A 26153-nucleotide genomic window follows, 5' to 3' on the forward strand; every position below is an offset into this window, starting at 1 on the left:
TGATGAAAATAGAAGCAATAGCAGCAAATATTTTAAGTGGTTTGGAACAGTTGGGTGAAGATCCCGCATTATCACTTGAAGGCTGTGACTGGAGTGGCAGTCAGGTGCTGACTTGGACTGGTTCGGTGGTTGCAAAGCTCAATGAGCAGCTTGCAGAACAGGGCTCACAGCGAGGCAAAACACTACTCTGGCAAGCTGATAATTCTGGGAATGGGTTGCCTCTGCTGATGCATCTGGTGGCACTAAGGCTGGGCATCGGGTTTGAACTTGTGCCTGAGGCGAACCCAGAGAAGGATTGCTTGACCTTAGAGGTACAAATCCCGAATGCGTTAGAAGGCCATCGAGGTGAGTTTTCGGTATTGCTGGCAGAAAACACCACCGTGGAGACAAACCTGACCTTACTCGAAGCGCAGCAAGAAGCTTTGGGGCCTATTCAGGGAAAGGTCGCCGTATTTTCTCCGCTCAATAAATTTGCTCGCTTTGGTATTTTCGCAGCATGGAGTTGTGGGCTACCTGTGCGATTGCAGGACCCCGCTATCAACCCAGCTAAAGCGCTGGTTGCTCTGGAGCGTTCAGGGTTTTCCGGTGTGGTATTGACGTCAACTTTGCTAAAAGGCTTGGTCGCACACCCGGCATTGGCCTTGACCAATCTCAAAAGCCTGCATTGCCTTTTGTATGAAACCGATGTCTTGCTATCACAATCTCTGTTGCGGGATATTCAACGCTTATTGGCAAAAGATATTTCCGGTTGGGTCTGTACCGATAAAGGTATAGAACCCGTTGCAAAGGTCCAGCAAGCCCAGACCCAAAAGCTTGCGACTCTTGTCGAAAGTGTGTCGAAACACCCTGCGGTCGCCAGCTCCGTGACAATTCCCCTTGCTGGAGAGAATCGCTGGGCGGTCTTTGCGCAGCCCAAAATGCAGGCAGAGGCCAGTAACCTTGATATGGCAGGGTTGTTCGAGCGAATTAATACCGAGCTGGATGCAGAATTTGCCCATATTGATTTGGAACATGCGGTAAAGGTAACGGAACAACTTAACGCTACTGCTTTGCTATCCATGCTGAATGCTTTCAGCCACCTGGGATTGTTTTGCGATCGACATTCAGTACACAGCTTAGCGGAAATACTTGAAGCCCCTCCGGTGGCTCAGCAGCACCGAGCTTTGATCAAGCGCTGGATCAAGGTTTTGCAGGAGCAGCAGTTACTTCGTACTGATGGCGAGTATTGGTCGCTTGAGGTAGATCCAGACAGCTACAGTGATGCTGCCCTGGCTCTGGCATGGACTCGGCTGGAACAGGAATGGCGGATGCTGTCTGGAGCCAGTAAAACGATCGATTACGCCCGCGCTAACGCGGAACAATTACCGGATCTGATTCGGGGCAAAGTCCAGGCTGTGCACCTGCTGTTCCCCCGTGGTAGCACTGAGTTGGCGAGTGCGCTTTACCGGGAGGGTATAGCGGCCAGGTACCAGCAGCATTCAGTAAGAGCTTTATTGAAGTCCATCTTAAATAATTGGGAAGGCCAGCAACAGACTCTGAAAATACTGGAAGTTGGCGCTGGCACTGGGTCGACTACCCAGGCTCTACTGCCAGTGTTGGATGGTGTCAGTGGCCATATCAACTTTGAATACCAGTTTACGGATATCTCTGCGGCTTTTCTCGATAGCTTTTTCGCAAAACATGGGGATCAGGAGCAGCGCCCCTGGTTGCACCGTGGATTGTTTGATATTGATCGTTCACCGCGCAGCCAGGGATTTTCCCCCAATAGCTTCGATGTAATTATTGCCGGCGGTGTTTTTAACGCCGCCCGCGACACAGATGCATCATTGCGCAGGGCAGCCGAGTTATTGCGCCCTGGTGGTTGGTTCATTATGACGGAGCCAACCAGTGAGGAGTTTTGGGTGATGGCATCACAGGCGTTTATGCTGGTGGATGCCGTCGACGAACGTACGGATTCCGGTGCAACATTTCTGTCACTTTCCCAGTGGCACAATGCCCTGGAGGCTGCCGGATTAGAGTTGGCTATGGATTTGCCTGTATCTGAATACCCCCTATCCAGGCAGGGACATCGCTTCTTTGCCTGTAGAGCCAAGCAACATCAAATGCGACTGTCAGCAGATTGCCTGGCCGAATATCTCGATCACTTTAAGTCAGAAATTTATATCGAAGTTTTGGACAAATTGCCTTTGACTCTTGAGGGGCAGATAGATAAGGACCAATTAGAGAAATGGGCCGTGTCCATGGCTGAAAACCGGGGAGAGTCAAATGGGAATTGATAACCGCAAGCGGGTTGTCGTTGCAGGGACAGGTTTTGGTCGTATTTATCTCGAAGCCCTGACATCGTCCAGATTACCCGGCCGAGAACATTTTGAACTCTCTGGATTATTGGCTCGTGGCAGCGATTATTCCAGGAGCTGTGCCGAGCAATATGGAGTACCGCTCTATACCGAGGCAGAGCAGGTCCCCGATGATATCGATATTGTGTGTGTTGTTGTGCGTTCTGGTGCAACCGGGGGCGAGGGTTCTGAAATAGCACAATCGTTTCTTAAACGAGGCATTCATGTATTGCAGGAGCATCCGGTCCACACCAAGGAAATTACCGCCAACCTGCTAGCTGCAAAGCAGGGGAATTCGGCCTATGCCGTTAACACCCTCTACCCCAATTTGCGCTCCACCAGGCAGTTCCTGGCTGCGGCAGAATACTTGCGTCGGCACCAGCGCCTGGAAATGATCGATGCTATTTGCAACAGCCAGATGGCCTATCCGCTATTGGATGTTATTGGTCGTGCAGTGGGCGGGCTTCGCCCCTGGTCTTTTAGCGAGCCGGTGCAACCAGAGGGCCATCCTTTTCAAAGTCTGTCGGCTACCTTTGGTGGTGTGCCCATGACTTTGCGTATTCAGAATCAGGTTCATCCACAGGACCCTGATAATCATTCCCTGCTATTACATCGGCTTGCTATAGGTGGCGAGGCTGGGGTTTTGACTTTGACTGATACTCACGGCCCCGTGCTCTGGAATCCCAGGTTGCATTCACCAAGGGACCAAACCGGCCGGCTTATTTTAAAGGGTGAGGGTACAGAGCGGCTGGCCGTTCCCAGCATGGTTACCCTGGGCGATACGGAAATGCGTAGTTACCACGATATTTTTGCCCTCACTTGGCCGGAGGCGGTTATTGAGGCTCTGCACTCCCTTTGTACTGATATCGCACAACCCGAGAAGCGCAAGCAAAGTGGTCAATGGGCATTGAGTGTCTCAATGGCGTGGAGTGATTTAACGGCCCGAATCGGTATGCCGACTTTGATCCAGCCAGGGGAGCCGGAGCCGGTATCAGTTCAGGCACTCGCGGATATTGTCGGCCAGGCTTGCGACTAGAGTTTTAAGAAAACACGAACAGCACAAAAAAAGTGATTACGGAATTTTTACTTATAAAACGGGGTTAGGAGGAGAGATGCAAAATCAATCAGGGTTGATCATCGAAGGGCTCTTTAAGACATATAAAAATGGGGTGAAGGCGTTAAACGGCGTTAACTTGGAAGTTGGCCCCGGCATGTACGGATTACTTGGGCCTAATGGTGCCGGGAAAAGTAGTTTGATGCGTACCTTGGCTACCCTGCAAACCCCGGACAGTGGTCGGATCATGCTGGATGGTGTGGATGTGCTGGCAAAGCCGGACTTTATGCGCAGTAAACTGGGCTATTTGCCGCAACATATCGGCGCCTATCCTGGAATTGCAGCGCGGTCATTACTGGAGCGTTTTGCCTGGCTCAAAGGCTTCACCGAAACAAGCGCAAGACGCCGTGAAGTGGATAGGCTATTGGAGCAGGTCAATTTGGCCGATGTAGCCGATCGAGCCGTATCAACCTATTCCGGCGGTATGCTGCGTCGTTTTGGTATTGCCATTGCATTGATTGGCGAGCCGCGCCTGATCATCGTTGACGAGCCAACCGCTGGCCTGGACCCGGCTGAACGCAATCGCTTTCACTGTGTTTTGGCGGATGTCGCGGCGGATGCCATTGTATTGCTCTCTACCCATATCGTTGAAGATATCGAAAACCTGTGCCAGCGCCTGGCCATATTGGCCTCTGGGCGTATTGTTGTTGAGGGCACAGCCCCGGAGGTCACAGACCCTCATATAGGCAAGATGTGGCAAGCACTGATTCCCCGTGGCGAATCACTTCCCGCATCCCTGCACAATATTGCCAGACCCGATGGTACCCAGGTAATCGTACACGGGGAAAAACCCGCAGACTCTCGTTTTACTGCCCACACGCCTCGCCTGGAAGATATTTATCATCTGGCTATTGAGCAGGTAAAAGACCAGCGGGAGGCTGCATGAACAAGCTGGCGCTTATTGCCCATGAGGCAAAGCTGGAGATAAGAGCCGGATTTAGCAGCGGCATCGTGGCTTTGGCCTTCTGGGGGCTGGTGATCTACCTGCTTCTGAATTTGGTCAATGCCGACTACATGCAAAAAATGGGGGCCACAGATATTCCCCGAAACTCACCATCACTCATTTACCTGATGGGTGCGGGATGTATGTTCTTTCAGTTTTTTGCCTGGGCCTGGGTTTTCTCGCAGCCTATTTTGCGGGACCGCAAAGCCAGTCTGCATGAAGTGATCTATACAACACCGAATTCCCTGAGCGTAATGCTTTGGGGGCGGTTTCTTGGCGCTGCGGTAATAGGAGCCATATTAAGTGCATCTGCGCTGGTAGGGTTTTTGGTCTCGCCGGTATTGGTGTGGATGGGCTTGCTGCCCGAAACAGCGATTGGCCCAGCCCCCTGGAAAGCCCTTGGATTTGCATGGATCTGGTTACAGATTCCCGCGAGCATCGGTATTGGCGCTCTGTATTTTGTCGCTACGTTGCGAACTCGCAGCCTGGCCGGTCCTTTTGGGCTTGCAGCGGCTTTAATGATGTTGTGGATGTTTGCTGTGATCGTTCTTCGGGGTGGCAATATTAATCCGCAGCTGGCTGCGGTAATGGACCCCTCGCTATTTACTTTCGTTTATACGGAGGTTACTTCCTGGACACCTCTGCAAAAATCAACCTCGCTACTGCCGTTTACTTTGGGTTCGGTACTGAATCGAATTCTATGGTGTCTTGTTCCTTTGCTTGCCTTGGCGGCTTGCCTGAAATACTTGCGAAGGGAAACACTGGTACTGGAAGGGGCTGCCAAACCTGCCCGGGCTAAGGCCGCTAAAAAGGCAGCCACTCGCAAGGTTAGAGATTTCTCTCCATCTAAGCCCGATACCGCATCGGTTGGCCGCTCCCTGCGTCAACTCATGCTGGAAGCCCGCTGGAGATTATTTCACGTATGGAGTAGTCGCGCTTGGTGGGTCGGTGTTGCGGTCCTGGTAATAATGGGGGTGGCTAGCTCGTTTACCCAGATCATCTGGCACGCTGAAGGACCTATGGCACCGCGCTTGGAAATGCTATTGCCGCTTCTCAAGGATGTTATTTTCCTGGTTATTGCTTTTGTAATTGCCGCATTGACTGGCTTGGTGTGCCGCAGGGATCAGGTGCCTGGGTTTGACGACATGCTGTCTGCAACCCCCGCGCCCGACTACACACGATTATTTGGCGTTGCCCTTACCGTATTCGCCATGACGGTGCTGTTGGCCCTGTTGCCGGGTCTATCGGGCATTATTGCTGTGCTTCTCACCGCTCCGGCATCTGTCGATATCGTACAGGCGTTTACTTATCAATTGCTGATAGTGACAGCTCCTTTATTGGAGTTGTCGATGATGGTGCTTTTGGTGCATGCACTGTTCCGCCATGCGGGCTTTGCCTATTCCATGTCAATGTTTGTGACCTTTATTCTGGTCCTCAATCATGAGCTGGAGCTGGTGCATTACCCGCCCTATGAAGTGGGTATCACCGCTCATATTCAATTGTCAGCACTCAGTGGTTGGGAACCCTGGATCGGTTATTTATTGGCCTTGGATGGATTTAAAGTTGCGCTTGCCCTATTGATGATCGGCCTGGCTGCTCTTTTGATTCCCCGTGGACTGGATAGCCGCATGTCTCAGGGTTTTGCCCTGATACGTTCACGCCTTATGGCCCCTCAGGGCGCCCTGGTGGCTTGTTCCGCTTTATTTCTTCTCGGTCTCGGTTCTGTATTGGGAGATAAGCTGGTAGTGCAGGGCGGGTATCAATCACCAGAGCAACTCAAACAAGAAGATGCCCTCTGGGAATCTTATTGGCTGCCGAAAGCGAGTGGGTTTGAGGTGTCCGGTGGTGAATTGAATATCAATATCAACCCGGATAACCAAACAGTAGAAGGTGAGTGGTTATTGCATAAAGTTCATGTCGAAGGGCAGGGCTTGCAGTTTGAATTACCCCACGGATTTGTATTGGTTAAGGCCTTAGTGGGCGGGCGTGAAGTCACACCGGATCAGCGTTACGACCATATGTCGCTGCCAGTATCAGGCTGCTCTGATCAGGGTTGTAACATCAAACTGTTGTGGCAAATGACGGCGCCGGGGTGGTCCGCAGAGGGAGAGCCCTCAGGGCTGACTGCCAGTGGAGTCTGGTTACAAGCGAGCGATATTGTTCCGCGTATCGGTGTTGACCCCGAGCGTATCTTGCGTGTGTTAGCGGAACGTGAAGCGCTGGGCTTGAACCCTGAGTTCAGCCTGCCGGCTTCACAACTGGCCACAACCCTTGAGGGCGCGGCCCCATCGGGGGACTGGCGTTGGCAGATCCAAATCCAAAGGGATGATAAAAATGTCTTTAGTGAGCAGGGCAGCACCCATGGCCCCTTGGATTTCTCCATTCAATGGGCACCCAATACGAAACTAGCGGTATTCGATGGGTTTGATGTTTCCCATGATTCCGATCGCTCAAATATGGTTTCTGCCATTGCTAAAGACGTAGGGCAGATGCAGGCCTGCGTGAGCCAGCGGCTGGGTACTGATATCGAAATTAAACGGATTGCCCAATGGCCAAGAGGACTTGGAGAGACACGGGCCAGCGGTAATTTGCTGCAATTGTCCGAGGGGCCTCATTGGGATATTGCCGATGAAGGTACAGGGCGTTGGCTGCGGCGGGTCGATATCGCCCGAGCTTTGGCCCGCCAGCATTTACTGGAAAGTTCGGACTTACGACGTATTGCCGGCTCCGCGTGGCTCAGCGATGGAGTTTCTGGAGCGATTGGCCTGCTTTGTGTAGCGGAAATCGACGGCATCGAAGTGCTTGATGATGTGCTGGTTCGATACTCCGATAAGACGACCAGAGACTTGGCTGGCAGTGAGGTACCCGTTGAGCGCTTGAGCACCGCACCGATTTCCGGTTGGACTCGCTACTATGCGCCGGTGGCCGCACTGGACTGGACGCTTCTGCAATCTCCTGAGTCCCTGTCCGCGTTACTCGATGACATCAAGCAGCAGAAGAATATTGAAAATGTACTGAGCGCTTATGTCGGTGAGACACGGACGCAAAATATGCTCGGGGCTCCTCTTTCATCAGCTCTAACGGTCGAGTACCTGGAGTCCGGTCAAATACGCCTGGACGGACAGCGTTGGCGCTGGGAGAAGGGTGGATGGCAACCGGTCGCACAAACGGCCAGCTACCGTTTGCTAGCCGATATCAATGAGTTGGATTCCGAGGTCATCAATGGAAAAACGCTGATTGAGCGTCTGCCCTCGGAGAAAGTTCTAGCGCTGGATATCTGGCCTTCCTATCAGCGGGACCCTGCACAGAATTTACTGGCTGAGAGTTCTGAAGTATCGAATATCAATTAATAGCCTAAGTAATAGAAAGGAAATTCAATTTATGCTCAGCTTAAACCTAGATAAGAAAGTACTTGCGAAACAAATTTCGCTAATATCGGCAAGTCTGCTTTACGCTTCCGGAGCCTACTCTGCGGCGGAAGGAGCGGAAAAGGAGAGTTATTCCGAAACAGAAATGGAAGTCGTTGAAGTTACTGCCCGGCTTACAAAAGAGAAAGCCAAGGATGTTCCCTTCAGCTTGAGTGTTGTTAGCGAAGAGGATTTGAAAAACCGATTGCTGCTCAATTTTGAAGATGCATTGCGCAGTGCACCTGGAGTAGATGTATATTCTTCCAGTGGTGCGGTGGATGCAAATATCCGTATTCGCGGGGTTGGTTCACTGACTCAGGTAAATAAGGATGATGGCTCTGTTGTTGTGAACCTTGATGGCGTATCTATGCCTGCGGGAAATGTGTCCCTTGGGACTCTGGATATCGAAAGATTGGAAATATTAAAGGGTCCTCAAGGAACCTTATTCGGGCGCAACAGTGAAGCTGGCGCTATTAATATTACCACTAACAAGCCAACCGAAGAGTTTGAAGCTTACGGACGTGTAGAGCTCGGAGAGGATAACCAGAGTTTATATCAAACTGTTATCAGCGGCCCATTCTCTGAGTCACTCCGTGGCCGAGTAGCCATCCGACATATCAGTGAGGACCATTGGGTTGAGAATACGACTAACGGCGATCCAATGACTGAACCCAAAGACCTGGCTTTCAGAGGTAGTCTGGAATGGGATTTGGGTGCGAAAACATCAGCCTTATTTATTGCTGAGAAGCAACAACAGGAAGGCTTTCTGAACCTTCAGTTATTACAACCTTTCGGTGATGACCCTGGCAGTGAACACACACCAGGAGCTTTTGACGATAATGAAAAAACCGTTGAGCGATTTTCCACTGAAATCAATCACCAATGGGCTAATACTCAACTGACTTCTATCACTGCATTGGTCAACACGGATTTTAGTTACCTAACCGGTTTTGACCAAGAGACTGCCCAAGCAGTGTTCAATTTCCCAATGGAGTATCTTCGTGGCGATAGCCAGGACGAGCAGACCATCAGCCAGGATCTACGCTTGTCCTCATTGCCTGAGGCATCTACATTCTGGGTGATTGGACTCAATCTACAAGAAGGTGAAAGAAGTTTTGACTCAATTGATTTGGTGTCCTTCGCCAATCAATACCGGGATTACGATACTGATAGCCAGGCTATTTACGGTGAGACTACATTACCTGTAACTGACTCCCTGAAATTTACAGCTGGATTACGTTACACCCAAGAGAGTAAGAAGTACGCCGGTGAGTATTCCAGCTACGGTACGGATGGCAATCTCTACGTTTCTCAAGATCAAAGAGATTTGGACGATAGTTATACAACTGGCCGATTGGCTCTTGGTTATTCGCTGTCCAATTCCACAAATATCTATGCAGTTGCCGCACGAGGCTATAAATCTGGTGGGTTCAATGACTTTGCTTTGCAGTCTGCCGATAGCGTTGCTTACAAGCCCGCAACTGTCGACACCTTCGAGCTAGGCATTAAAAACGAGTCAGACAGTCTGAATATCAGTGGTGCTGTATTCTTTAGCTCAGTGGAAGATGATCATTTGTTAGGCTTTGATTTTGCTTCCTATTCCTCTGCTGCAGTAAATGCAGATACGGAGACATTTGGTGCAGAGCTTGAGGCCGATTGGTTTATTACCGAGCAGTTTAGTATTGCCGGTGGCTTGAGCTTCCTGGATACGGAAATTACAAAAGATGTGTATGGTGTTTCCGGCGGTGACGTTTTGGCGGGTAATGAAGTGCCTGACGTACCCAGCTGGAGTGCTAGCCTGGCATTGAATTACTACCAGCCTCTGCCAGACTTTATGGGGTTAAGCGCACCGGCTCTCAATACTAACCTGACTGTACGCCATGTAGATGAGCGCCCGGCAGATGCACAAAACCACTTTAACCTGGATGCTTACAGCAAGGTGGATCTTCGTGTAGCACTGCAAACGGACTCTATGGAGCTTTATCTGTTTGCTGACAATCTGCTTGATGAGCAGTATCAGTTATATGGCTACACCAATGCGATATTTGCCCCTGATGCCAGAATAGGGGCGCCGGCAAAAGGACGTCGTGCGGGAGTTGGAGTTCTATACCGTCTGTAATGAGATTTCGACAGTTTAGTTAACGACTGTTTTATCTATCTTGATGGTGAGTGGATCAATCTCTGTAGAGATTGATCCACTAAATAGCTCAGAGGCTCCTTAGCTTGCTGGGTTGATTGTACTCCCATGCAATAGAGTCGGGTCCAAATTTTCTCTCAGACCACTAACCTCTATACCCGTAACTTTGGTTGTAGGCCCGGGTTTGATATTAAATGTGGAATCTTTATCGATTAAACGTTGTACAGTTTTCCAGTCCTGTTCACTGACTTCCATGTGCACTTTACTCAGGCCAGTAGCACCATTTTTATGGTTTGTTTCTTGAGGGTACTGAGGTGGGTTATATGGACTTACAATAAATGGCAGTCGCTCAGAGCGAGGATATACAAAGCGGAAGCTGGTTTTTTGTCCGTTTGGCTTGGTTCGTTGCCAGGGAATCACTCGCCCGGTTTGAACACCCTCACGCTTCATCGCTGAAAGATCATTATCAAAATCGTCACTGACTAAGGCAACATCACAAAAACCTTCCCCTTCTTGCGACCAACGTATCATCCTACGTCCTGCGCCCCGGCCGGCAAAGATATCAATAATCCATTTGAAATAGTGGGCATTGGATGGAGATGTCAATAACTCAATAATAGCCCCTTCACTAAACCAAATATGGGCGTGCTGGGCGTTCTTTTCTTTTGTGGCGTAATCCACAGAAAAGCCGAGCTGACGGAAATCTCGTACAGCTTGATGAATATCCTCCACCCAGAGTAAAACGTGGCTACAGCGTGTTCTCATAAGAGTGCCTTTTGTCTAAAAATAGTGTTGCTTGTTTGGTTTTTATTTTTTAGGCGGCAGTTGTTAGTTAATCATTTCTTGTGGTTGATTTAACCATACCAGAAATTACGATAAGGGTGATTTAACTTTTGCCGAAATTTTAATAATTATGAAAGTAATATAATCTACTTGGTGATTCTTTCAGGAATTGTATGGGCCGCTGAACAGTGTAGGGGTCAACGCTCCGTAGTGAGAATCGGGTGTCTATTTCTAAAAACACAAAAGATTGATGTGGCTTGGACCGAGCAGAAATTACTCTGAAACCTCAGGTTTGATCCCCACGCAATATTTGGCGGGAACCTCATCTAAGCTAAATGCCTTCATCAGTTTTCTGCTTGCTCCCACATAAGACTCTACCGTTGCACCAGACCAGTAACCCGTATCACAGCTCAGGGATACACAGTCGCCTCCAAAAGTTACAAAAGGCTTATCACGCACAATCTTGCATGTGCATATGGCTTTGAGAGGATTCATCGGATCGACAATGCAGGGTTGATCCAGGCAATCAGTCCAGGGTTTACCTTCGGGGCAGGAAAGTACAGGCTTGGTGGGAGCCTGCGCGAAAGAAAATGTCGATAAGGCTTTTTTGACGTCGTTTGAGTCAGTCACAGGAGTCCGGTTTTTACATTCAGAAAACCCGAAGTTCAACCCCTTATTAACGTCACATCTGCAACTTGCATTTGAATCTGGATTACTGGGATCTGGAATGCATGGGGCAGATGTGCATAGAACATACTCATTATTACAAATGATGCCCTCACTATTCTTGATTGAGTTATGACTATTCTCTTCTGCTGCCGTTTTAGCTCCCATAAAAGCAAGGGAAATCAAAATTATTGTGAATAGAAGTGACAGTTTCATCATGAGCAGCTCTTTTATATGTTAATCGCCAAAATAGAATGAAAGCTGATATTTCTCAGATGAAGACGATTGAAGTGTCGTTTTTTCGATTGGACTTGACTTCATCCCGCTCGATATCTCATGGACTATCAGCCCATTTACGGTGCCTCTGTTCTATTCGACAAGGGATCTTTGGAGTTAAAAGATACACTGGGGCCGCCGTAGGAGTATGGTTGGGAGGCTGAAGGTTTTAGCGGTAAAATTTGGGATCGAACCCTGGCTCCATCCTTGGGGCCACAAAAGAAGTGGGTAGCGGCTAGGTCAATGACATATAGATAAAATTCAAGTTAGCTTGCGGTGGTTTTGGCCAATTTCAATAGTCCAGCTTTCAGAGACACCGGAGGCTTCAGCGAACTGCTCCCAATTTGCTACCGCACTTGCGACCTGATCAATTATCTCCATTGGGCGCTTAATACTGATGGATTCCCCTAATGTTATTAAGTCATCTAAATTGAAGTGATCACGCTTTCCGTTAATACTTATCTGGTGTTGACTTGTCCAAGCTCCGCCAGGATTGTGGGCATAAGTCAGGTCAAAGGCTGGTGAAAGAGACCATTCTCCGGCTGGGTCCATAAGAAATGCAATATTCTTTGTATGATCATCTTGATTCCTGGCCAATACGTTGAAGACCATACGGCGATATTGCTGAACGGCTTCATTTTTAGGCAGATATAGTTCACGCATTATGCTGAATACTTGCTCATAGGAGTGTGCGCCTGCCATGTTGAAATCCAAGTGCGCAATACCACATAGAGACTGCATATGAAGCTTTTGCCCGTTTACCCGATCAAAGCGCCGCGTCATAAAATGCGCTCGGCCATTTTCCTCCAATAGCCGGCATTCCGCCATATTGATACCCGCTTCGCGAGCCATACGATGATAGGCGTATTCAACCCGCCCGTAGCCATCGCTTACCCCGAGTTCAAGATCTCCAGCGCCGTCAAATTTGAGAAGCCAGTAGTCATAGCCTTTAGGGGCGGGGACCTGACCAGAGCGAATATCCCCCATAGCATTCATGGCAATAATTGCTTTTGCACGGGCGCCTCCCGCACTGGTTCCTACGCGCAATATGTCCAGCAAGGAGCCTGATTTTTCAGTATCACTATGTCCAAATTGCGTGTTGAGATCTGTCTGCCTATTGGTAATTGCGGCAGCTAGTTTGACTAATTCTTCAACGTTCAGGTCGACAGAATCTTTGAAGGTGCCGTCCACCGCCGGTTGAAATTCAAGCGCTCCCATACCACGAGTACCGGTGTAACAGAGTCGCTCAATAGGGTTGAAGCTCTCTGGAGTTCGCCCTTGGCGTGCGAGCCAGGCATCAATCACCGCATTGCCGAACTTGTCAGGCAGGCAATCGGCGAGGAGTCCCGGTAATCCTTTAAATGTTTCCCGACCGAGGCCGCGAAATGTATATGGCTCATTTGAAGCTTCAATAGGCATGGTTATCGGAGCTATATCCAGCCCCCGACGCAAGAACTCCGGTGCATACTCGAATGAACCATAACCACTGTCACCCCAGTGGACAGCGCCTACCAACTCGCCCCACAAGTGAACTGTTGCGGCATTTGTCTGGTTTACCATTCCGGCTTGCTCCTTTTCTTATTGCTGTTCAAGGGCAGGGTATCGCGCTGATTCTGTGAGCTGCGGCTGGCTCTCTGCCGCTGTTTACCTTGAGTAGCAATTTGCATCGGACTTACTGCCGGTTCAGGTAAGAAGCTATCCAATGAATCAAGTTGGCGAAGTACTCTCAGCGCAGCAACAAGGCTATCAAGCCTGCCACGACCAGCCTCCAGCCCTTTAATGGTGGAGGTGGATAGGCCTGCACGCTCAGCCATGTCATCCTGAGTAAGGTTCATTCGTAAGCGGTAGTTTTTGAGACGATTGCCCAGCGACTCAAGTATTTGCTTATCTGATTGACCGTGAAATCCCATAATAGTTGCCTTTCCACCCTTTGATTAGGTTTTGTCGAGCTAAAGGGTGCTTTTTGAGCTATTATAGTCTACAAAAGTTAAAAGTGTTAATAGGTGGAGTTGCAGCTATTAATGCTTAAATTGATCGTTTACAGGTGTTATTCAGGCTATTATTTGTATTAATCCTATTATTGATGGAGGCCGCCTCTACCGGAAGCTCAACTTCTGCTGGCGATAAGAGAAACACCTGTTCTACATAAGATTTGATGCCATAGGCGGGCGACTACTTTCCTCGGGGATGATTAGGCTCCACTGCTGCTATTAGATTTCTTGCCGTTGCCAAATGGGAACAACTAAGAGGTTTCTATGGATATTTACATTAGATACTGCCATGAACAGTGGCCTCAAATTAACTAGAAGCAAATTGTTTCCCTATATTGTTCTATGGGTAAACCAACAGTAGCTGACCGTTACAAAATTTATCCCTGTTAACTCCTAGTTAATAGGAAAGCTTATTTATAAGCTTACTTGTAGTTTGTGGGGGAAGTTTGGTTGTGATTAAATTTTTATAAGCCTGAATACCAGTTTTAGTATAGAGAGTCTCAGCTCTTCTAAATCTTATATCTTCTGCTATTTACGTTGTCTTAGGTTCTTAGTTAATGGAATATCGTACAAAAAATATCGGGATAGCTCGCATTGTGACTCCATATTGGACTTTCGAGTGAAAAACGCCTTTACTAAGCTCCTCGTACAAGCAGGTATTGAGTTAATTGGGTTTGCAGTCTAGTTTCACTGGTGCGCATCCATTTCGTATTTGAAAGCCACTCTAAGTATTGTAGAAAAGTAGATAATGAAGAAAAAAATTGATGCGGCTATATCAATAGTTTTAGTGATTTGTTCATTCTTGGCCGCAGGCAAGGTTTGGGCAAGAGAAGAAGTTGCTACATCTCCCATACCAGATTGGGTAACAAAGGTAGTAGTTCCTGAAGTAAATGAGCGGCCGATCGATAAAATCCAGGATGGGGTTCATTATCTTCTTCTGGACTCGCAGATCAAAGCGGGGGATAAGCCAGAATTTGAATACTTCTTTCGAATGGCTGAATACATTATTAACCCAGAGGGGGTTGATGAAAGCTCACAGATAAGTATTGATTATGACCCAGAGTATCAAAAGGTTACATTACATACTCTTAATGTGATCCGCGATGGACAGGTTTTAAATAAACTCAATACTGCGCGAATAGATCATATTCGGCGCGAAGAGGAGATGGATGAGTCAGTCTACCATGGTCAATTAACACTCAATATTTTGTTAGACGATATCAGGGTGGGTGATGTTGTAGAGTATAGCTACACGCGTTCGGGGGTGAATCCTGTTTATCAGGGGATATTTGCATATAGCTCCAGTCTGAATTGGTCTGTCCCACTTGAGAGACTCTATTTGCGTATATTGTGGGAGAAGCAAACACCTCTCTATAGTTCAATTTTAAATAGCGATTTGGAACTCAAACAAAAAGATCTGGGTGGTGCCAGAGAGTATGTCATCGAGGACAATAAACTTGATCCACTTAAATCTGACGATGGGACTCCTTCCTGGTTTAGTCCTTGGGGCGCTATTTACTTTAGTGAACAGGCAACCTGGGAAGCTGTTGGTGTCTGGGGGTTAGGGTTATATCAAGGAGTTTTTAATGTTGATGCGGAGATAGCTAAATTAGTCGCTGACATCAAGTTAAATCACAAAGATAAGAGTTCCCAAATCTCTGCCGCACTTCGGTTTGTCCAGGAGGAGATACGTTACTTGGGAATAGAGTTGGGGGAAAACTCACACAAGCCCAGACCAGCCAGCACGACTTTGCGGTATAGATATGGAGATTGTAAAGATAAAACTGTACTGTTTTTAACTCTATTGAAAGAACTTGGAGTTGATGGCTACCCGGCTCTAGTGAATACCGAAACAAGACTTACTAGCGGGGCAGAAATAATCAGTACACCCTGGTAATATAAACTGCATGAAATACGATGCCAGAAAACTTAGTACTGAGGAGCAGCACCTCATACGTAAAATTGCTGTTCAGCGAGTATTTGATGGAGAATCTGCGGCGGAGGTTAGTCGTAGCTTAGGGCTGGGGAGCAGAACTATTTTCCCATGGTTAAGGACTGCTCGGGAGAAAGGTATTGAAGCGCTATCTCCAAAAATTAGACCTGGACGCGGTAGAAAACTGTCAGCTATTGAAGAAGAGGAAGTCAAACGATGGATTATTGGTGGCGATCCAAGGCAATATGGCTTTGATTTCGGATTGTGGACACGTCAGATCGTATCGGATTTGATTTTTGAGAGATTCAAAATTGAACTTAGCGTTTCTAGTGTCGGCACACTTCTACATCGACTGGGCCTGACGCCACAAAAGCCTCTACGAAGAGCTTACGAGAGAGATGAGAAGGCGGTGAATAAATGGGTAAAGGAAGTCTATCCAAAGATTAAATCTTATGCGAAAAAAACTGGTGCAGAAATATTTTGGCTGGACGAGGCTAGTATCAGATCAGACGATCCACTCCAAAGGACATGGGGAGAAAAAGGAAAAACTCCAGTGGTAAAAACGAGTGGTCAAAGACAGTCAATCAATGCGATCTCAGCTTTATCGAATAGAGGTGGCTTCTGGTATCATATTTATAGTGGAAAGTTCACGGCAGAAAAGTGCGTAGAATGCTTCAAAAATTTCCAGAGAAGTCAGAAAAGACCAGTGATTCTCATTGTTGATGGGCACCCAGTACACAAATCGAAAAAGGTATTGGAGTATGTCGATTCACAGGATGGAAAGCTTGAAATGGTGTTCTTACCGCCATATGCACCAGACCTAAATCCAGATGAGTTGGTCTGGAATCATATGAGAAATATAGGGACTTCAAAGAGGCCGCTGAAAAAAGGTGAGACACTACTGAGTCGTGCAAATGCAGATTTGCAGAGCATCAAGAAAAATAGAAAACTTGTGAAATCATTTTTTCAAGAGTCGACTGTATTCTTTGCTGCTGCCTAGGTAGTAAAGATAGAATCCCCAGCGTACGGTCATTTGACCATGTTATCAGCTATTTTGAATTTGAAGACAAAGAGTATTGGGTAGATCCAACGCGTAGCTATCAGCATGGTGACTTGAGTAGTATTTTTCAGCCAGATTATGGAAAAGCACTAATACTCAGGCCGGGCACTGATGACTTGGTAAATATGGAGCCAGATTTCGCAAAGTATGGAGTATTTGTAAAAGATGAGTTCACAGTACTGGATGACGGCCCTGCAACCTTTACAACCACTACTGTAAATTATGGTAAGGACGCCGAAAGGCAGAGACAGCGTTTAGCTAGCAATGGGCGAGATCAAATCCAGACAGAATATTTGGAGTTCTTTGAGGATTATTATCCCGGGATTGAAGTCGCTGCTCTAATTGAGCTAGAAGATAACCCAGAGCGAAATATGTTCACCTCTCATGAGCAATATAAGCTGGAAAATTTTTGGGAAGATAAACCAGATAGAAAGCGCCACGAGGTTGATTTTTATGCAAACATTGTTAGCCCATGGGTATCTGAGCCGGATGATCAGGATAGGCACCATCCGTTGGCGTTATCGTATCCAGAGCATATAGAGCAGGTTATTGAAATTCACTTCGAAGGAGACGATTGGTTTTTTGATAGTGAGTATTTTGAGGAAAATAACAGCTTTTTCTATTTCAAAAATGAAGTTTCCTTTCAGGAAGACAGTAAGACGCTTTCACTGAAATATATATACCGCAGTAAGGCTGATCATGTTAAGCCGAGTGAATATCAAGCCTACGTAGAGGCTATTAACAAACTCAAGAATCAACTGAGTTACGGTATCTATCAGTCTTATGAAAATACTTCAGGAGATACTGAGAGTGGTTTCTTGTCACAGTTATCGCTCGCCACGTATATCTATATCTATGCCGCCATGTATGTCTTCCTGGTCTTTATGTGGCGCTTTGATAGATGGAAGAATCCTGTAAAGGAAGATACGATTTTTTACCCTGTCTCCCTGGGTAAGCTGACGGCGATGTGGGTTTTTACATTCGGAATTTTTGGTGTTTATTGGTTTTATAGAAACTTCAAATATATCCGGGAGCAGGAACGTAGTGCGATCATGCCGCTCGCTAGAGGTATTTTTAACAAGTTCTGGTACTTCCCCCTTTGGAATAAACTCCGTGAAGATAGTGAAAATCGATATGGTAAATCATATTTGCCAAACAAAAGATTTGCAGTTGTATTGGCCATTACCTTTTTGATCTCACCAGTCTTGGGTAGATATACGGGCTACCCCCTGGTGTTCCAGCTTCTAACCGTGCTAACAGTATTGCCATTGGCAAACTATTTACTGTTTGTGAATGGTGATAAGTCACCAGCGGTAATTGAGGGTTCCAAATGGCGTGCTAGGCATGCTTTGTTAGTGGTGTTGAGCTTGCCTGTGTGTGGGCTGGTGGTCGGTGGAGAGTTTGGTTTTTTAGCTAGCGACAAGGTTGTTGAAGGCAGTGAGATATCAGATAGGGACCTCAAGTTTATGCAGAGAAAGGGGATCCTAAAGGCTACAGATGAGGTAGCATATTTCTATAGTGACGCGCTTCTATTCGTGAGTGAAGATGGCAATGGCTTTACACAACGCCATGTATTTTCCTATTGGAAAGATGGGGATATTTTGGAAAAGGAAATGGCATCTTACGAAGATATTGAGGACCTACAAGTAGACTGGTCCAGTTCATTAGGCGATACCACCACAGTAACTGTTGTCAGAAAAGATGGTAGTGATTTTATACTTTATGTTTCCAATCTTGGGGGGAAGGATAAGGTGTTTATATCCTCTCTGAAAGAGCGGTTGAAAGCTGTTCTATAGGTATGGTTGGGGTCTGCTGGAGCTTAAATTTATAAAATAGCTCCAGCTGTCCTACCTTGAATTTTTTAGACTTGGGATAAGGTAAAATTCATAAATACCTCTTGTACTTTTTCAGTCTTCAGGTTTCATACCTAAAGACTGAAAAAGCCTCTGATGTTGTTCAGGTTCCATTTCTTCAAACTTATGGTGCTATGCGAGCGTTGAGGCTTCATCAATCCCTTCGGCTCTAATGATTTCTACCCATTGGCTCTTTGTGACCATTATTCAATAGAGAGTTGTTCGCTTTCTTTCCTACGCACCCAGCTTGCTGCCAGTAAAAATTGCTGATAGATTCTAAATGTGATCACATTTCAGCTGGGCAAAAATGTAAATAAGTTAAAGGGAAGGGATAGTTTATGGTGAGTCCGATTGTAAGGGCCGGGGCGAAGCAGAGTAGTGAGGTCGCAGGACTGGTAACAAAATTGCTGCAAGCTCTTGTCGGTCATAAGCGCAACATCGATCCAGAGGTCATGGCAGTAACGGCTAAGAAGTTACTTTCACAAGATAATGGGTTCCATGCTTTCCTATATTATGCCGATGGAGCTCCAGTGGGCGTTATTACCCTATCAAGGTCTGCTGCTATTTATGCCGGTGGCAACTATGGGGTAATTGAGGAATTGTATGTTGAGCCAGAGTTCCGTTCACAGTTTATTGGTAAGGCTCTTTTGGATGAGGTGATCAGATTTGCGAAGGAAGAGGGCTGGCCACGGTTGGAAGTTAGTACTCCGGAAAGAGAAAACTGGCAACGAACAATTGATTTTTACCTCCGAGAAGGTTTCCTCGAAAATTCGGTCGGGGAGAGGTTGAAGCTGGAATTGTAGCTCTTAACCTGAAAAGGAACAGGTCGCTTTGAAAAAAGAAAGTCGTATAGGCTGAGTTTGATCTGACAGGGTAATTCAAAAAGTAGCGCTGTCTGCCAGATCAAGCTTGGGCCACAGGGCTCAGTGGTGTGTTAAACCAGAGCTGCGACTAGCCTCAAACAAAAACCATGACCGCTTTTCCGCCTGATCAATATACTCTTCCAGCAAGCTTGCTGTAGCAATATCTCTATGCTCATCACAAAGTTCGTGGACTTTACGCATACTTGCAATCATTTCCCGATTGTCTTCGCCGAGCTCTAACAGCATATCTTGCGGATCTACATACTCGGCATCATTATCTGAAGAACGCTGTAGCTTAGCGATATGGCCAATGGAGCGAAGCGTAGTGCCTCCTAGTTTGCGTACGCGCTCCGCCAGTGCATCGGTCATCTCAAATACTTCATCGGCTTGATCATCGAAAAGCAAATGATAGTCCCTGAAGTGGGGGCCACTGACATGCCAGTGAAAGTTCTTGGTCTTCACATATAGGCTGAAAGTATCTGCCAGCAGGGTATTAACGGCGATAGTAATGCTGGCCCTCGCACTCTCACTTAAATCAGATGGGGCGGCTAGCCTGGATTGTGTGCCTACCGCTTCTCCAGTTGCTTTTCTCATATCAAACCTCATAAGTTATGACAAAGGTACAGGTGTGGCAGTCGGTGTCTCCATGGCACTAGATTAGACACCTATATGGAGACTAGCCATTCACAAAGGGGAAGATATTTAAGGTCTTCACAAAGAATGTCCTCTCTGAACTTGATAGTTCTCGGGGAAGCAAAGAAGCCTATGCCTATAAAGCTATAGCCAGGTGCGATCGTTTAATTTCACTAGTGAAAGAACACCTATAAAGACCAAGATATAGCAGCTATACAATTCGGAGTGATTAGATTTTCTGCTGATTTGTCAGGCGGTGAATGGTTAGCTCAAGTAAGTGGCTGATAACTAGTGTCGATTAAAGTAGTAGATTTTTTCTTTACTTTCATGCTCGCAAGAGCGCCCATCCCTCATTGAATCAACTTAGCAATCATCAAAGTCATAGTTAAATAAAATATTTTTGATGTGATATAACATTGCCTTATGCTTAAGGAATAAGGCCGTATTTTTTGTCATAAGTGATCTGTTAATCCTCTTTGGCTGTGTCTCTCGTGAACCATTCCACACTTTTTTGCGGAAAAATATTTATTACTAAAGTTTTTTGTAGAGATTTAAAACTTGTCATCGCAGTCCACATGAGTTTCGAGATCTCCATTGAGGACAACAATTTCCGAGTCGTTATACATTTGTACCAAGATGAAACAATGGTACCAATTTCGCTCAAGCTAACTAAATGATCCTAAATTCAGCAGTTTTTGGGCTTTCCCTTTATAGAATTTATTTAGCCAAAGCGGGGCGGTTTAGGAGTAACCAATATCGAATGATTTTTTGGTATTGGAATAAATATAACTTCGGAGAAACCACAATAATGAAATTATCTTTAAAATTTCTTTTACAAAAGACGGCTTTAGCAAGTGCATTCTCATTGCTATGCACTGCGCCTTTTGGTGCCTATGCGGAAGAAGCGGATAACAAGCTGCTAACTGATCGCATCATCGTTAAGTACAAAGAAAGCGCTAAAGTTGGACGGGCCGCTACTATGGCTCAGGAAACTGTGGAAAAAGCTTCCCGTCGCGCTGGCCATAAAATGCACCATCTGCGCCGCATAGCTACTGGCGCTCAGGTAATGCGCCTGGAAGGTCGAAAAAATAGAGCTGAAGTAAATGCAATTATCGATCGCCTGAGGCAAGACCCGGATGTGGAGTACGCAGAACCAGATCTGATCTTGAAAGCAGTGGCTGTACCTAATGACCCAAGTTACCTCAATCAGTGGCACTACTATGAATCTACAGGTGGCTTGAACCTTCCATCAGCCTGGGATACCACTGCGGGTAACGGGGCTGTGGTCGCGGTACTCGATACTGGTTATCGACCCCATGCAGACCTGGCAGCCAACATTTTGCCGGGCTACGACATGATCGACGATACCTTCGTTTCCGTAGATGGCGATGGTCGCGATAGCGATGCCACCGATCCGGGTGATTGGTATAGCTCTGGTACTTGTGGAGATAGCTCCTCAAGTAACAGTAGCTGGCACGGTACCCATGTTGCCGGCACTATCGCTGGCGTTACCAACAATAATCTTGGTATCGCAGGTGTTGCCTATGAGGCCAAGATTGTTCCTGTCCGTGTGCTCGGCCGTTGTGGTGGCTATACGTCAGATATTGCTGACGGCATCATTTGGGGTGCTGGTGGTTCTGTCAGTGGACTGCCAGCCAATGCGAATCCCGCCGACGTACTCAATCTCAGCCTTGGCGGCAGCGGAAGCTGTGGTACTACTACACAAAATGCCATCGATACTGCTCGCAGTCTCGGTGCGACGGTTGTTGTAGCTGCTGGCAATAGCAATGCTAATGCAAGCCAATTTACTCCTGCCAGTTGTGATGGGGTGATCTCAGTGGCTGCGACTAATCGCAGTGGCGGTCGTGCTTACTACTCTAACTACGGCAATGTAGTAGATGTTGCAGCGCCGGGCGGAGCACAGAGCTTCGCCAATGACTCCGACGGCGTCCTCTCTACCTATAACAATGGTGCTACTGACCCAGGCAGTGATAGTTACTATTACATCCAGGGCACCAGTATGGCGGCGCCTCATGTGGCCGGTGCCGCAGCATTGCTCTACTCTGTAGACCCTACCTTGACCCCAGATGAAGTTGAATCAATCCTCACCAGTACCGCACGGAGCTTCCCGGCTTCTTGCAGCAGCTGTGGCTCAGGTATTGTCGATGCAGCAGCGGCCGTAGCCTCGGCCAATGGTGGCGGCGGTGGTGGCGGTAACGACGGCGGTGAACTTGAAAATGGTGTTGCTGAGACTGGTATCGAGGGTAACAGTGGTGATGAAATTAACTTCACCCTAGAAGTGCCTAACAACGCTACAGACTTGTCTTTTGTAATGTCCGGTGGAAGCGGCGATGCTGACCTCTACGTTCGCCATGGCAGCGCCCCCACAACCAGTACCTATGACTGCCGCCCCTATACTTCAGGCAATAATGAAACTTGTGATATCGATAACGTACAGGGAGGAACCTATCACGTCATGGTACGTGGATATAGCTCCTTCTCTAACGTAAGTCTCGTGGGCAGCTATACCGCAGGTGGTGGCGGCGGTGGCGGTAGTGACAGCTGGGAAGAGACAAATCTTAGTGGTTCCCGCAACGGCTGGCAGCATTTCACTATTGAGGTTGATAGCGGAGCTTCAACGCTGAGCGCCGTAATGTCTGGTGGCAGTGGGGATGCAGATCTCTACGTCCGTTTCGGCCAAGAGCCCACCCGCACAGCCTACGATTGTCGCCCTTACGAGTGGGGTAATGATGAAAGCTGCAGCATCAGCAATCCAGGCGCAGGTACCTGGTATATCAGTATCCGCGGTTACTCTGACTACTCTGGCGTTTCTCTGAGTGCTAGTACTGAGTAAATGGGCTAACTCCCACTCGACAGGTTCCTGTGGGGTGGGTAGATAGCTGTTCTACTCAAATAATGCCAGTCAGTTAAGCTGACTGGCACTTTCATTTAACACGTTGATCTCTGCAGAATCCTTTCCTAGTGATATTGCCGGCAATATCACCAATTCTGTGATGATCATTTCCACTGTTCGATTAAAGCTCGTTTTATCAGAGTGAATTACCTTCAAGCTCCAGCCTTTTCTTTAAAGTTGATAAATTTTCGAACGGTATTTTGCAGCCTTTCTGTGCACAGTGATTGGAAAGCCCTTAGTTATCTCTATATCGGTGCAAAGACAGATAAATAAGTTTGTTTAGGTGGAGGCTGTCACAAGAATAGAAAGAGGCCGACAATCACCTAAGAAGGATACATCGGTTGCCACTACTATCCCTGTGGGCAAAATTGAAACACTGGTACTAATTTTGTCTCGATATCCAGCCATGACTTGCTCAGGCATATATCTTGCGTAAAGCCTAACGTGCCCTGTCACAACAGGGACAGTGGTACTAATGGTTAGGATGTTACACCCCGTCGGCTAAATCATCATGGAGAGATAACAATAATGAAGTCACTGTTGAAAAAATCCACTCTAGCAGGTGTGTTTTCACTTCTATGTACAGGCTCCTTCGCCACCCAAATGGATAACCTAAGTAGTTCCCCAACAACTGACCGGATCATTGTGAAATACAAGCAGGATTCCACGATCGGACGGTCAGCGAGCATGACTCAGGAAACTGTGGAGAAAGCCTCTCGCCGTGCGGGCCACAACTTGCGCCACTTGCGGCGCATGGCGACGGGTGCACAAGTCATGCACCTGGGGAGCCGAAAAAGCCAAGCCGAGATCAACCTGATAATCAACCGCCTAAAACAAGACCCCAATATTGAGTACGCTGAGCCCGACTTGATGATGCACCCTATGGCGGTCCCTAATGACCCCAGCTATTACGACCAGTGGCACTACTTTGAAGCTGATGGTGGACTGAATTTGCCCGCAGCCTGGGATATAACTCAGGGGGAGGGCGTGGTAGTAGCAGTTATTGATACCGGTTATCTCGCTCACACAGACCTCATGGACAACTTGCTGCCTGGTTACGACATGATTTCGGATTCCGATATCGCTGTAGATGGGGATGGCCGTGATAGTGATGCCAGTGATCCCGGGGATTGGTATACCGATAGTTACTGCGGAAACCCACTTTATCCCGAATTTGATAGCAGCTGGCATGGCACTCATGTGGCCGGCACCATTGCTGCCGTCACCAACAACAATATGGGTATCGCTGGGATAGCCCATAAAGCAAAAGTGCTCCCCGTTCGAGTACTCGGCCGCTGCGGCGGTTACACATCTGATATTGCTGATGGCATTGTCTGGAGCGCTGGCGGCTCGGTTAGTGGTGCACCAGCCAATGAAACTCCGGCTCAAGTGTTGAACTTGAGCCTGGGGGGCTTTGGCCTCTGTGGAAGCACAACTCAAAGTGCCATCAATACAGCCCGTAGCCTGGGCGCCACAGTTGTTGTTGCCGCAGGTAACTCTGGGCGGAATGCCTTCTGGTTTTCGCCGGCTAACTGTTCAGGAGTCATTACAGTATCCGCGACCAACCGCTCCGGAGGACTTGCTTACTACTCCAACTACGGCAATGTGGTCGATGTCGCTGCCCCCGGAGGTGAAACTAACTCGGTGGAATCCGATGGCGTTCTCTCTACATTAAACAGCGGCGCGCGAACTCCCGGTAGTGATAGCTTCGCTTACTACGCCGGCACCAGCATGGCCGCTCCACATGTTGCCGGTACAGCCGCACTTATATATTCAGTCAAGCCCGATGTTACACCAGATGAGGTTGAATCCATTCTCACCAGTACAGCCCGAAGTTTTACAGGCTCATGTCGGCGCTGTGGGTCAGGCATTGTTGATGCGGCGGCAGCCGTTGAGGCCGCTATAGAGAATTGAACTGTCGAAAGGCGCTAGCTTAATAAAAGACCGACATTTCGTCGGTCTTTTACACTTTCCCACTAAAGGATCTAGCCAAGTACAGGGGTGAGGTTAATATTCATCCTTGTTCCCATGCGGGAAATGGATCATTCAATGTCGCCCAGTATTCTTTGCCTCGTAGCACTTCGTCCTCGCTTAGCAGGCAGTCATCAAGCGCTTTTGTCATGCTGGTTTGATTCAAACTCTGGCCAATAAATACTAGTTCTTGCCGCATATCACCAAAGGGTTCTACCCATTGTTTTTCAATGGAGCTGCGATAATTTTCGTCTGTGGGCCAGTTTTCTTTGGGTATAGCTTTCCAGAACATCCCAGCGAAACCATAGTGGGCAATGCCTCCCGCTTGACTCCATTCGCCTGCAAACTCAGGGCGGGACGCCAGCCAAAAATACCCTTTGGAACGAATTAACTTGCCGTGCCTCTCAGTATTGTGCAGAAATTGATGAAATTTTTCTGGATGGAAGGGTCTACGTGCTTCGTAGCTGAAACTGCTAATGCCATACTCTTCCGTTTCAGGAATATGTTCACCTCGCATCTCTTTAAGCCAACCAGGTGCTTGCTGCGCGCGCTCGAAGTTAAATAAGCCGGTACTTAGAACCTCGTCAATATCGACTTGCCCTTGAGAGGCCGGAACTATTTTTGCCTGCGTATTTAGAGTTCGCAGAATGGCCTCTAGGCGCTCAACATCAGAAGGGCCAGCTAAATCTGTTTTACTGATCAGAATGACATCTGCGAACTCGACCTGGTCGATCAGCAAATCAGTTACACTGCGTTCGTCGTCTTCACCTAATGATTCACCAGCATCCTGTAAAAATACGGCCTCGTCATAGTCCTTTAAAAAATTGACTGCATCGACCACCGTCACCATTGTGTCCAAACTGGCAACATCAGAGAGAGAAACACCATTTTCGTCGGCAAAAGTGAAGGTTTCTGCAACGGGTAAGGGTTCAGAAATCCCTGTTGATTCAATAACGAGATAATCAAACCGTCCTTCCTGCGCAAGCTTAGTGACTTCCTCCAGAAGGTCTTCCCGCAGAGTGCAGCAAATACAGCCATTACTCATTTCAACAAGCTTCTCCTCACTACGGTTAAGAGAAACTTCGTTCTGTACTTTCGTCGAATCGATATTGATTTCACTCATGTCATTGACGATTACAGCAATTTTTTTGCCTTCGCGATTGTTCAGTATGTGGCTAAGTACGGTAGTTTTACCGGCACCTAGAAAACCTGAAAGGACGGTGACAGGGAGTTTGTTTGTATGTGCCATTAGCCTCTCCGCACTCTGAGTATT

At 47.5% G+C, this 26153-nt stretch carries 17 protein-coding genes; 11 read left to right on the forward strand and 6 right to left on the reverse strand.

What is annotated here, in order from left to right; translation table 11 throughout:
• Window positions 1-2 precede the first annotated feature (2 nt).
• The 5 genes from ACJJIW_RS17060 to ACJJIW_RS17080 all read left to right on the forward strand — a co-directional run bounded on the left by ACJJIW_RS17060 (window position 3) and on the right by ACJJIW_RS17080 (window position 9919).
• Window positions 3-2276: a class I SAM-dependent methyltransferase gene (locus ACJJIW_RS17060; RefSeq protein ID WP_444935842.1), complete on the forward strand. Its 2274-nt coding sequence runs from the start codon at window positions 3-5 to the stop codon at window positions 2274-2276.
• Window positions 2266-3372, forward strand: a complete 1107-nt coding sequence (locus ACJJIW_RS17065; RefSeq protein WP_444935843.1) for a Gfo/Idh/MocA family oxidoreductase — start codon at window positions 2266-2268, stop codon at window positions 3370-3372. Before ACJJIW_RS17060 ends, ACJJIW_RS17065 begins: the two co-directional genes overlap by 11 nt.
• A gap of 76 nt (window positions 3373-3448) precedes the next feature.
• Window positions 3449-4336, forward strand: coding sequence for an ABC transporter ATP-binding protein (locus tag ACJJIW_RS17070; protein WP_282932862.1), 888 nt, complete (start codon window positions 3449-3451; stop codon window positions 4334-4336).
• Entirely contained in the window at window positions 4333-7743 is a 3411-nt protein-coding gene (locus ACJJIW_RS17075; protein WP_444935844.1) for an ABC transporter permease, read from the forward strand. The genes ACJJIW_RS17070 and ACJJIW_RS17075 overlap by 4 nt, the downstream gene beginning before the upstream one ends.
• 31 nt (window positions 7744-7774) lie before the next feature.
• The gene (locus ACJJIW_RS17080; protein WP_444935845.1) at window positions 7775-9919 is read left to right on the forward strand and encodes a TonB-dependent receptor; all 2145 of its coding nucleotides are present in this window, start codon (window positions 7775-7777) and stop codon (window positions 9917-9919) included.
• 99 nt (window positions 9920-10018) lie between these two features.
• Here ACJJIW_RS17080 and ACJJIW_RS17085 read toward each other — a convergent pair whose 3' ends face one another.
• The 4 genes from ACJJIW_RS17085 to ACJJIW_RS17100 all read right to left on the reverse strand — a co-directional run bounded on the left by ACJJIW_RS17085 (window position 10019) and on the right by ACJJIW_RS17100 (window position 13572).
• On the reverse strand, window positions 10019-10702 hold the full coding sequence (locus ACJJIW_RS17085) for a VOC family protein (RefSeq protein WP_444935846.1): 684 nt from the start codon (window positions 10700-10702) through the stop codon (window positions 10019-10021).
• A 291-nt stretch (window positions 10703-10993) separates the two neighbouring features.
• The gene (locus ACJJIW_RS17090) at window positions 10994-11605 is read right to left on the reverse strand and encodes a hypothetical protein (RefSeq protein WP_444935847.1); all 612 of its coding nucleotides are present in this window, start codon (window positions 11603-11605) and stop codon (window positions 10994-10996) included.
• Window positions 11606-11923: 318 nt separating this feature from the next.
• Entirely contained in the window at window positions 11924-13222 is a 1299-nt protein-coding gene (locus ACJJIW_RS17095) for a type II toxin-antitoxin system HipA family toxin (RefSeq protein WP_444908241.1), read from the reverse strand.
• Window positions 13216-13572: a helix-turn-helix transcriptional regulator gene (locus ACJJIW_RS17100; RefSeq protein WP_282932855.1), complete on the reverse strand. Its 357-nt coding sequence runs from the start codon at window positions 13570-13572 to the stop codon at window positions 13216-13218. The genes ACJJIW_RS17095 and ACJJIW_RS17100 overlap by 7 nt, the downstream gene beginning before the upstream one ends.
• Window positions 13573-14401: 829 nt before the next feature.
• Between ACJJIW_RS17100 and ACJJIW_RS17105 the strand changes: the two genes are divergently transcribed.
• The 4 genes from ACJJIW_RS17105 to ACJJIW_RS17120 all read left to right on the forward strand — a co-directional run bounded on the left by ACJJIW_RS17105 (window position 14402) and on the right by ACJJIW_RS17120 (window position 19302).
• The gene (locus ACJJIW_RS17105) at window positions 14402-15550 is read left to right on the forward strand and encodes a DUF3857 domain-containing transglutaminase family protein (protein ID WP_444935848.1); all 1149 of its coding nucleotides are present in this window, start codon (window positions 14402-14404) and stop codon (window positions 15548-15550) included.
• A gap of 10 nt (window positions 15551-15560) precedes the next feature.
• Window positions 15561-16586, forward strand: coding sequence for an IS630 family transposase (locus ACJJIW_RS17110; RefSeq protein ID WP_282931436.1), 1026 nt, complete (start codon window positions 15561-15563; stop codon window positions 16584-16586).
• Between the two features lie 113 nt (window positions 16587-16699).
• On the forward strand, window positions 16700-18442 hold the full coding sequence (locus ACJJIW_RS17115) for a hypothetical protein (RefSeq protein WP_444935849.1): 1743 nt from the start codon (window positions 16700-16702) through the stop codon (window positions 18440-18442).
• Between the two features lie 395 nt (window positions 18443-18837).
• Window positions 18838-19302 carry a GNAT family N-acetyltransferase gene (locus tag ACJJIW_RS17120; protein ID WP_444893932.1) on the forward strand — a complete coding sequence of 155 codons (465 nt, stop codon included), beginning with the start codon at window positions 18838-18840 and terminating at the stop codon, window positions 19300-19302.
• Window positions 19303-19422: 120 nt separating this feature from the next.
• Here ACJJIW_RS17120 and ACJJIW_RS17125 read toward each other — a convergent pair whose 3' ends face one another.
• On the reverse strand, window positions 19423-19956 hold the full coding sequence (locus tag ACJJIW_RS17125; RefSeq protein ID WP_413662045.1) for a Dps family protein: 534 nt from the start codon (window positions 19954-19956) through the stop codon (window positions 19423-19425).
• Between the two features lie 847 nt (window positions 19957-20803).
• Here ACJJIW_RS17125 and ACJJIW_RS17130 point away from each other — a divergent pair.
• Entirely contained in the window at window positions 20804-22849 is a 2046-nt protein-coding gene (locus ACJJIW_RS17130) for a S8 family peptidase (RefSeq protein ID WP_444897382.1), read from the forward strand.
• 588 nt (window positions 22850-23437) lie between these two features.
• A complete protein-coding gene (locus tag ACJJIW_RS17135; RefSeq protein ID WP_413662043.1) occupies window positions 23438-24823 on the forward strand; it encodes a S8 family peptidase in 1386 nt (461 codons plus the stop codon).
• A gap of 100 nt (window positions 24824-24923) precedes the next feature.
• Here the strand turns inward: ACJJIW_RS17135 and zigA are convergent, their stop codons facing one another.
• Complete coding sequence (gene zigA, locus ACJJIW_RS17140; RefSeq protein ID WP_444935850.1) at window positions 24924-26129, reverse strand: zinc metallochaperone GTPase ZigA; 1206 nt, start codon at window positions 26127-26129, stop codon at window positions 24924-24926.
• Window positions 26130-26153: the final 24 nt, after the last annotated feature.

The sequence above is a fragment of the Microbulbifer maximicatervae (SeqCode) genome (assembly GCF_052467815.1).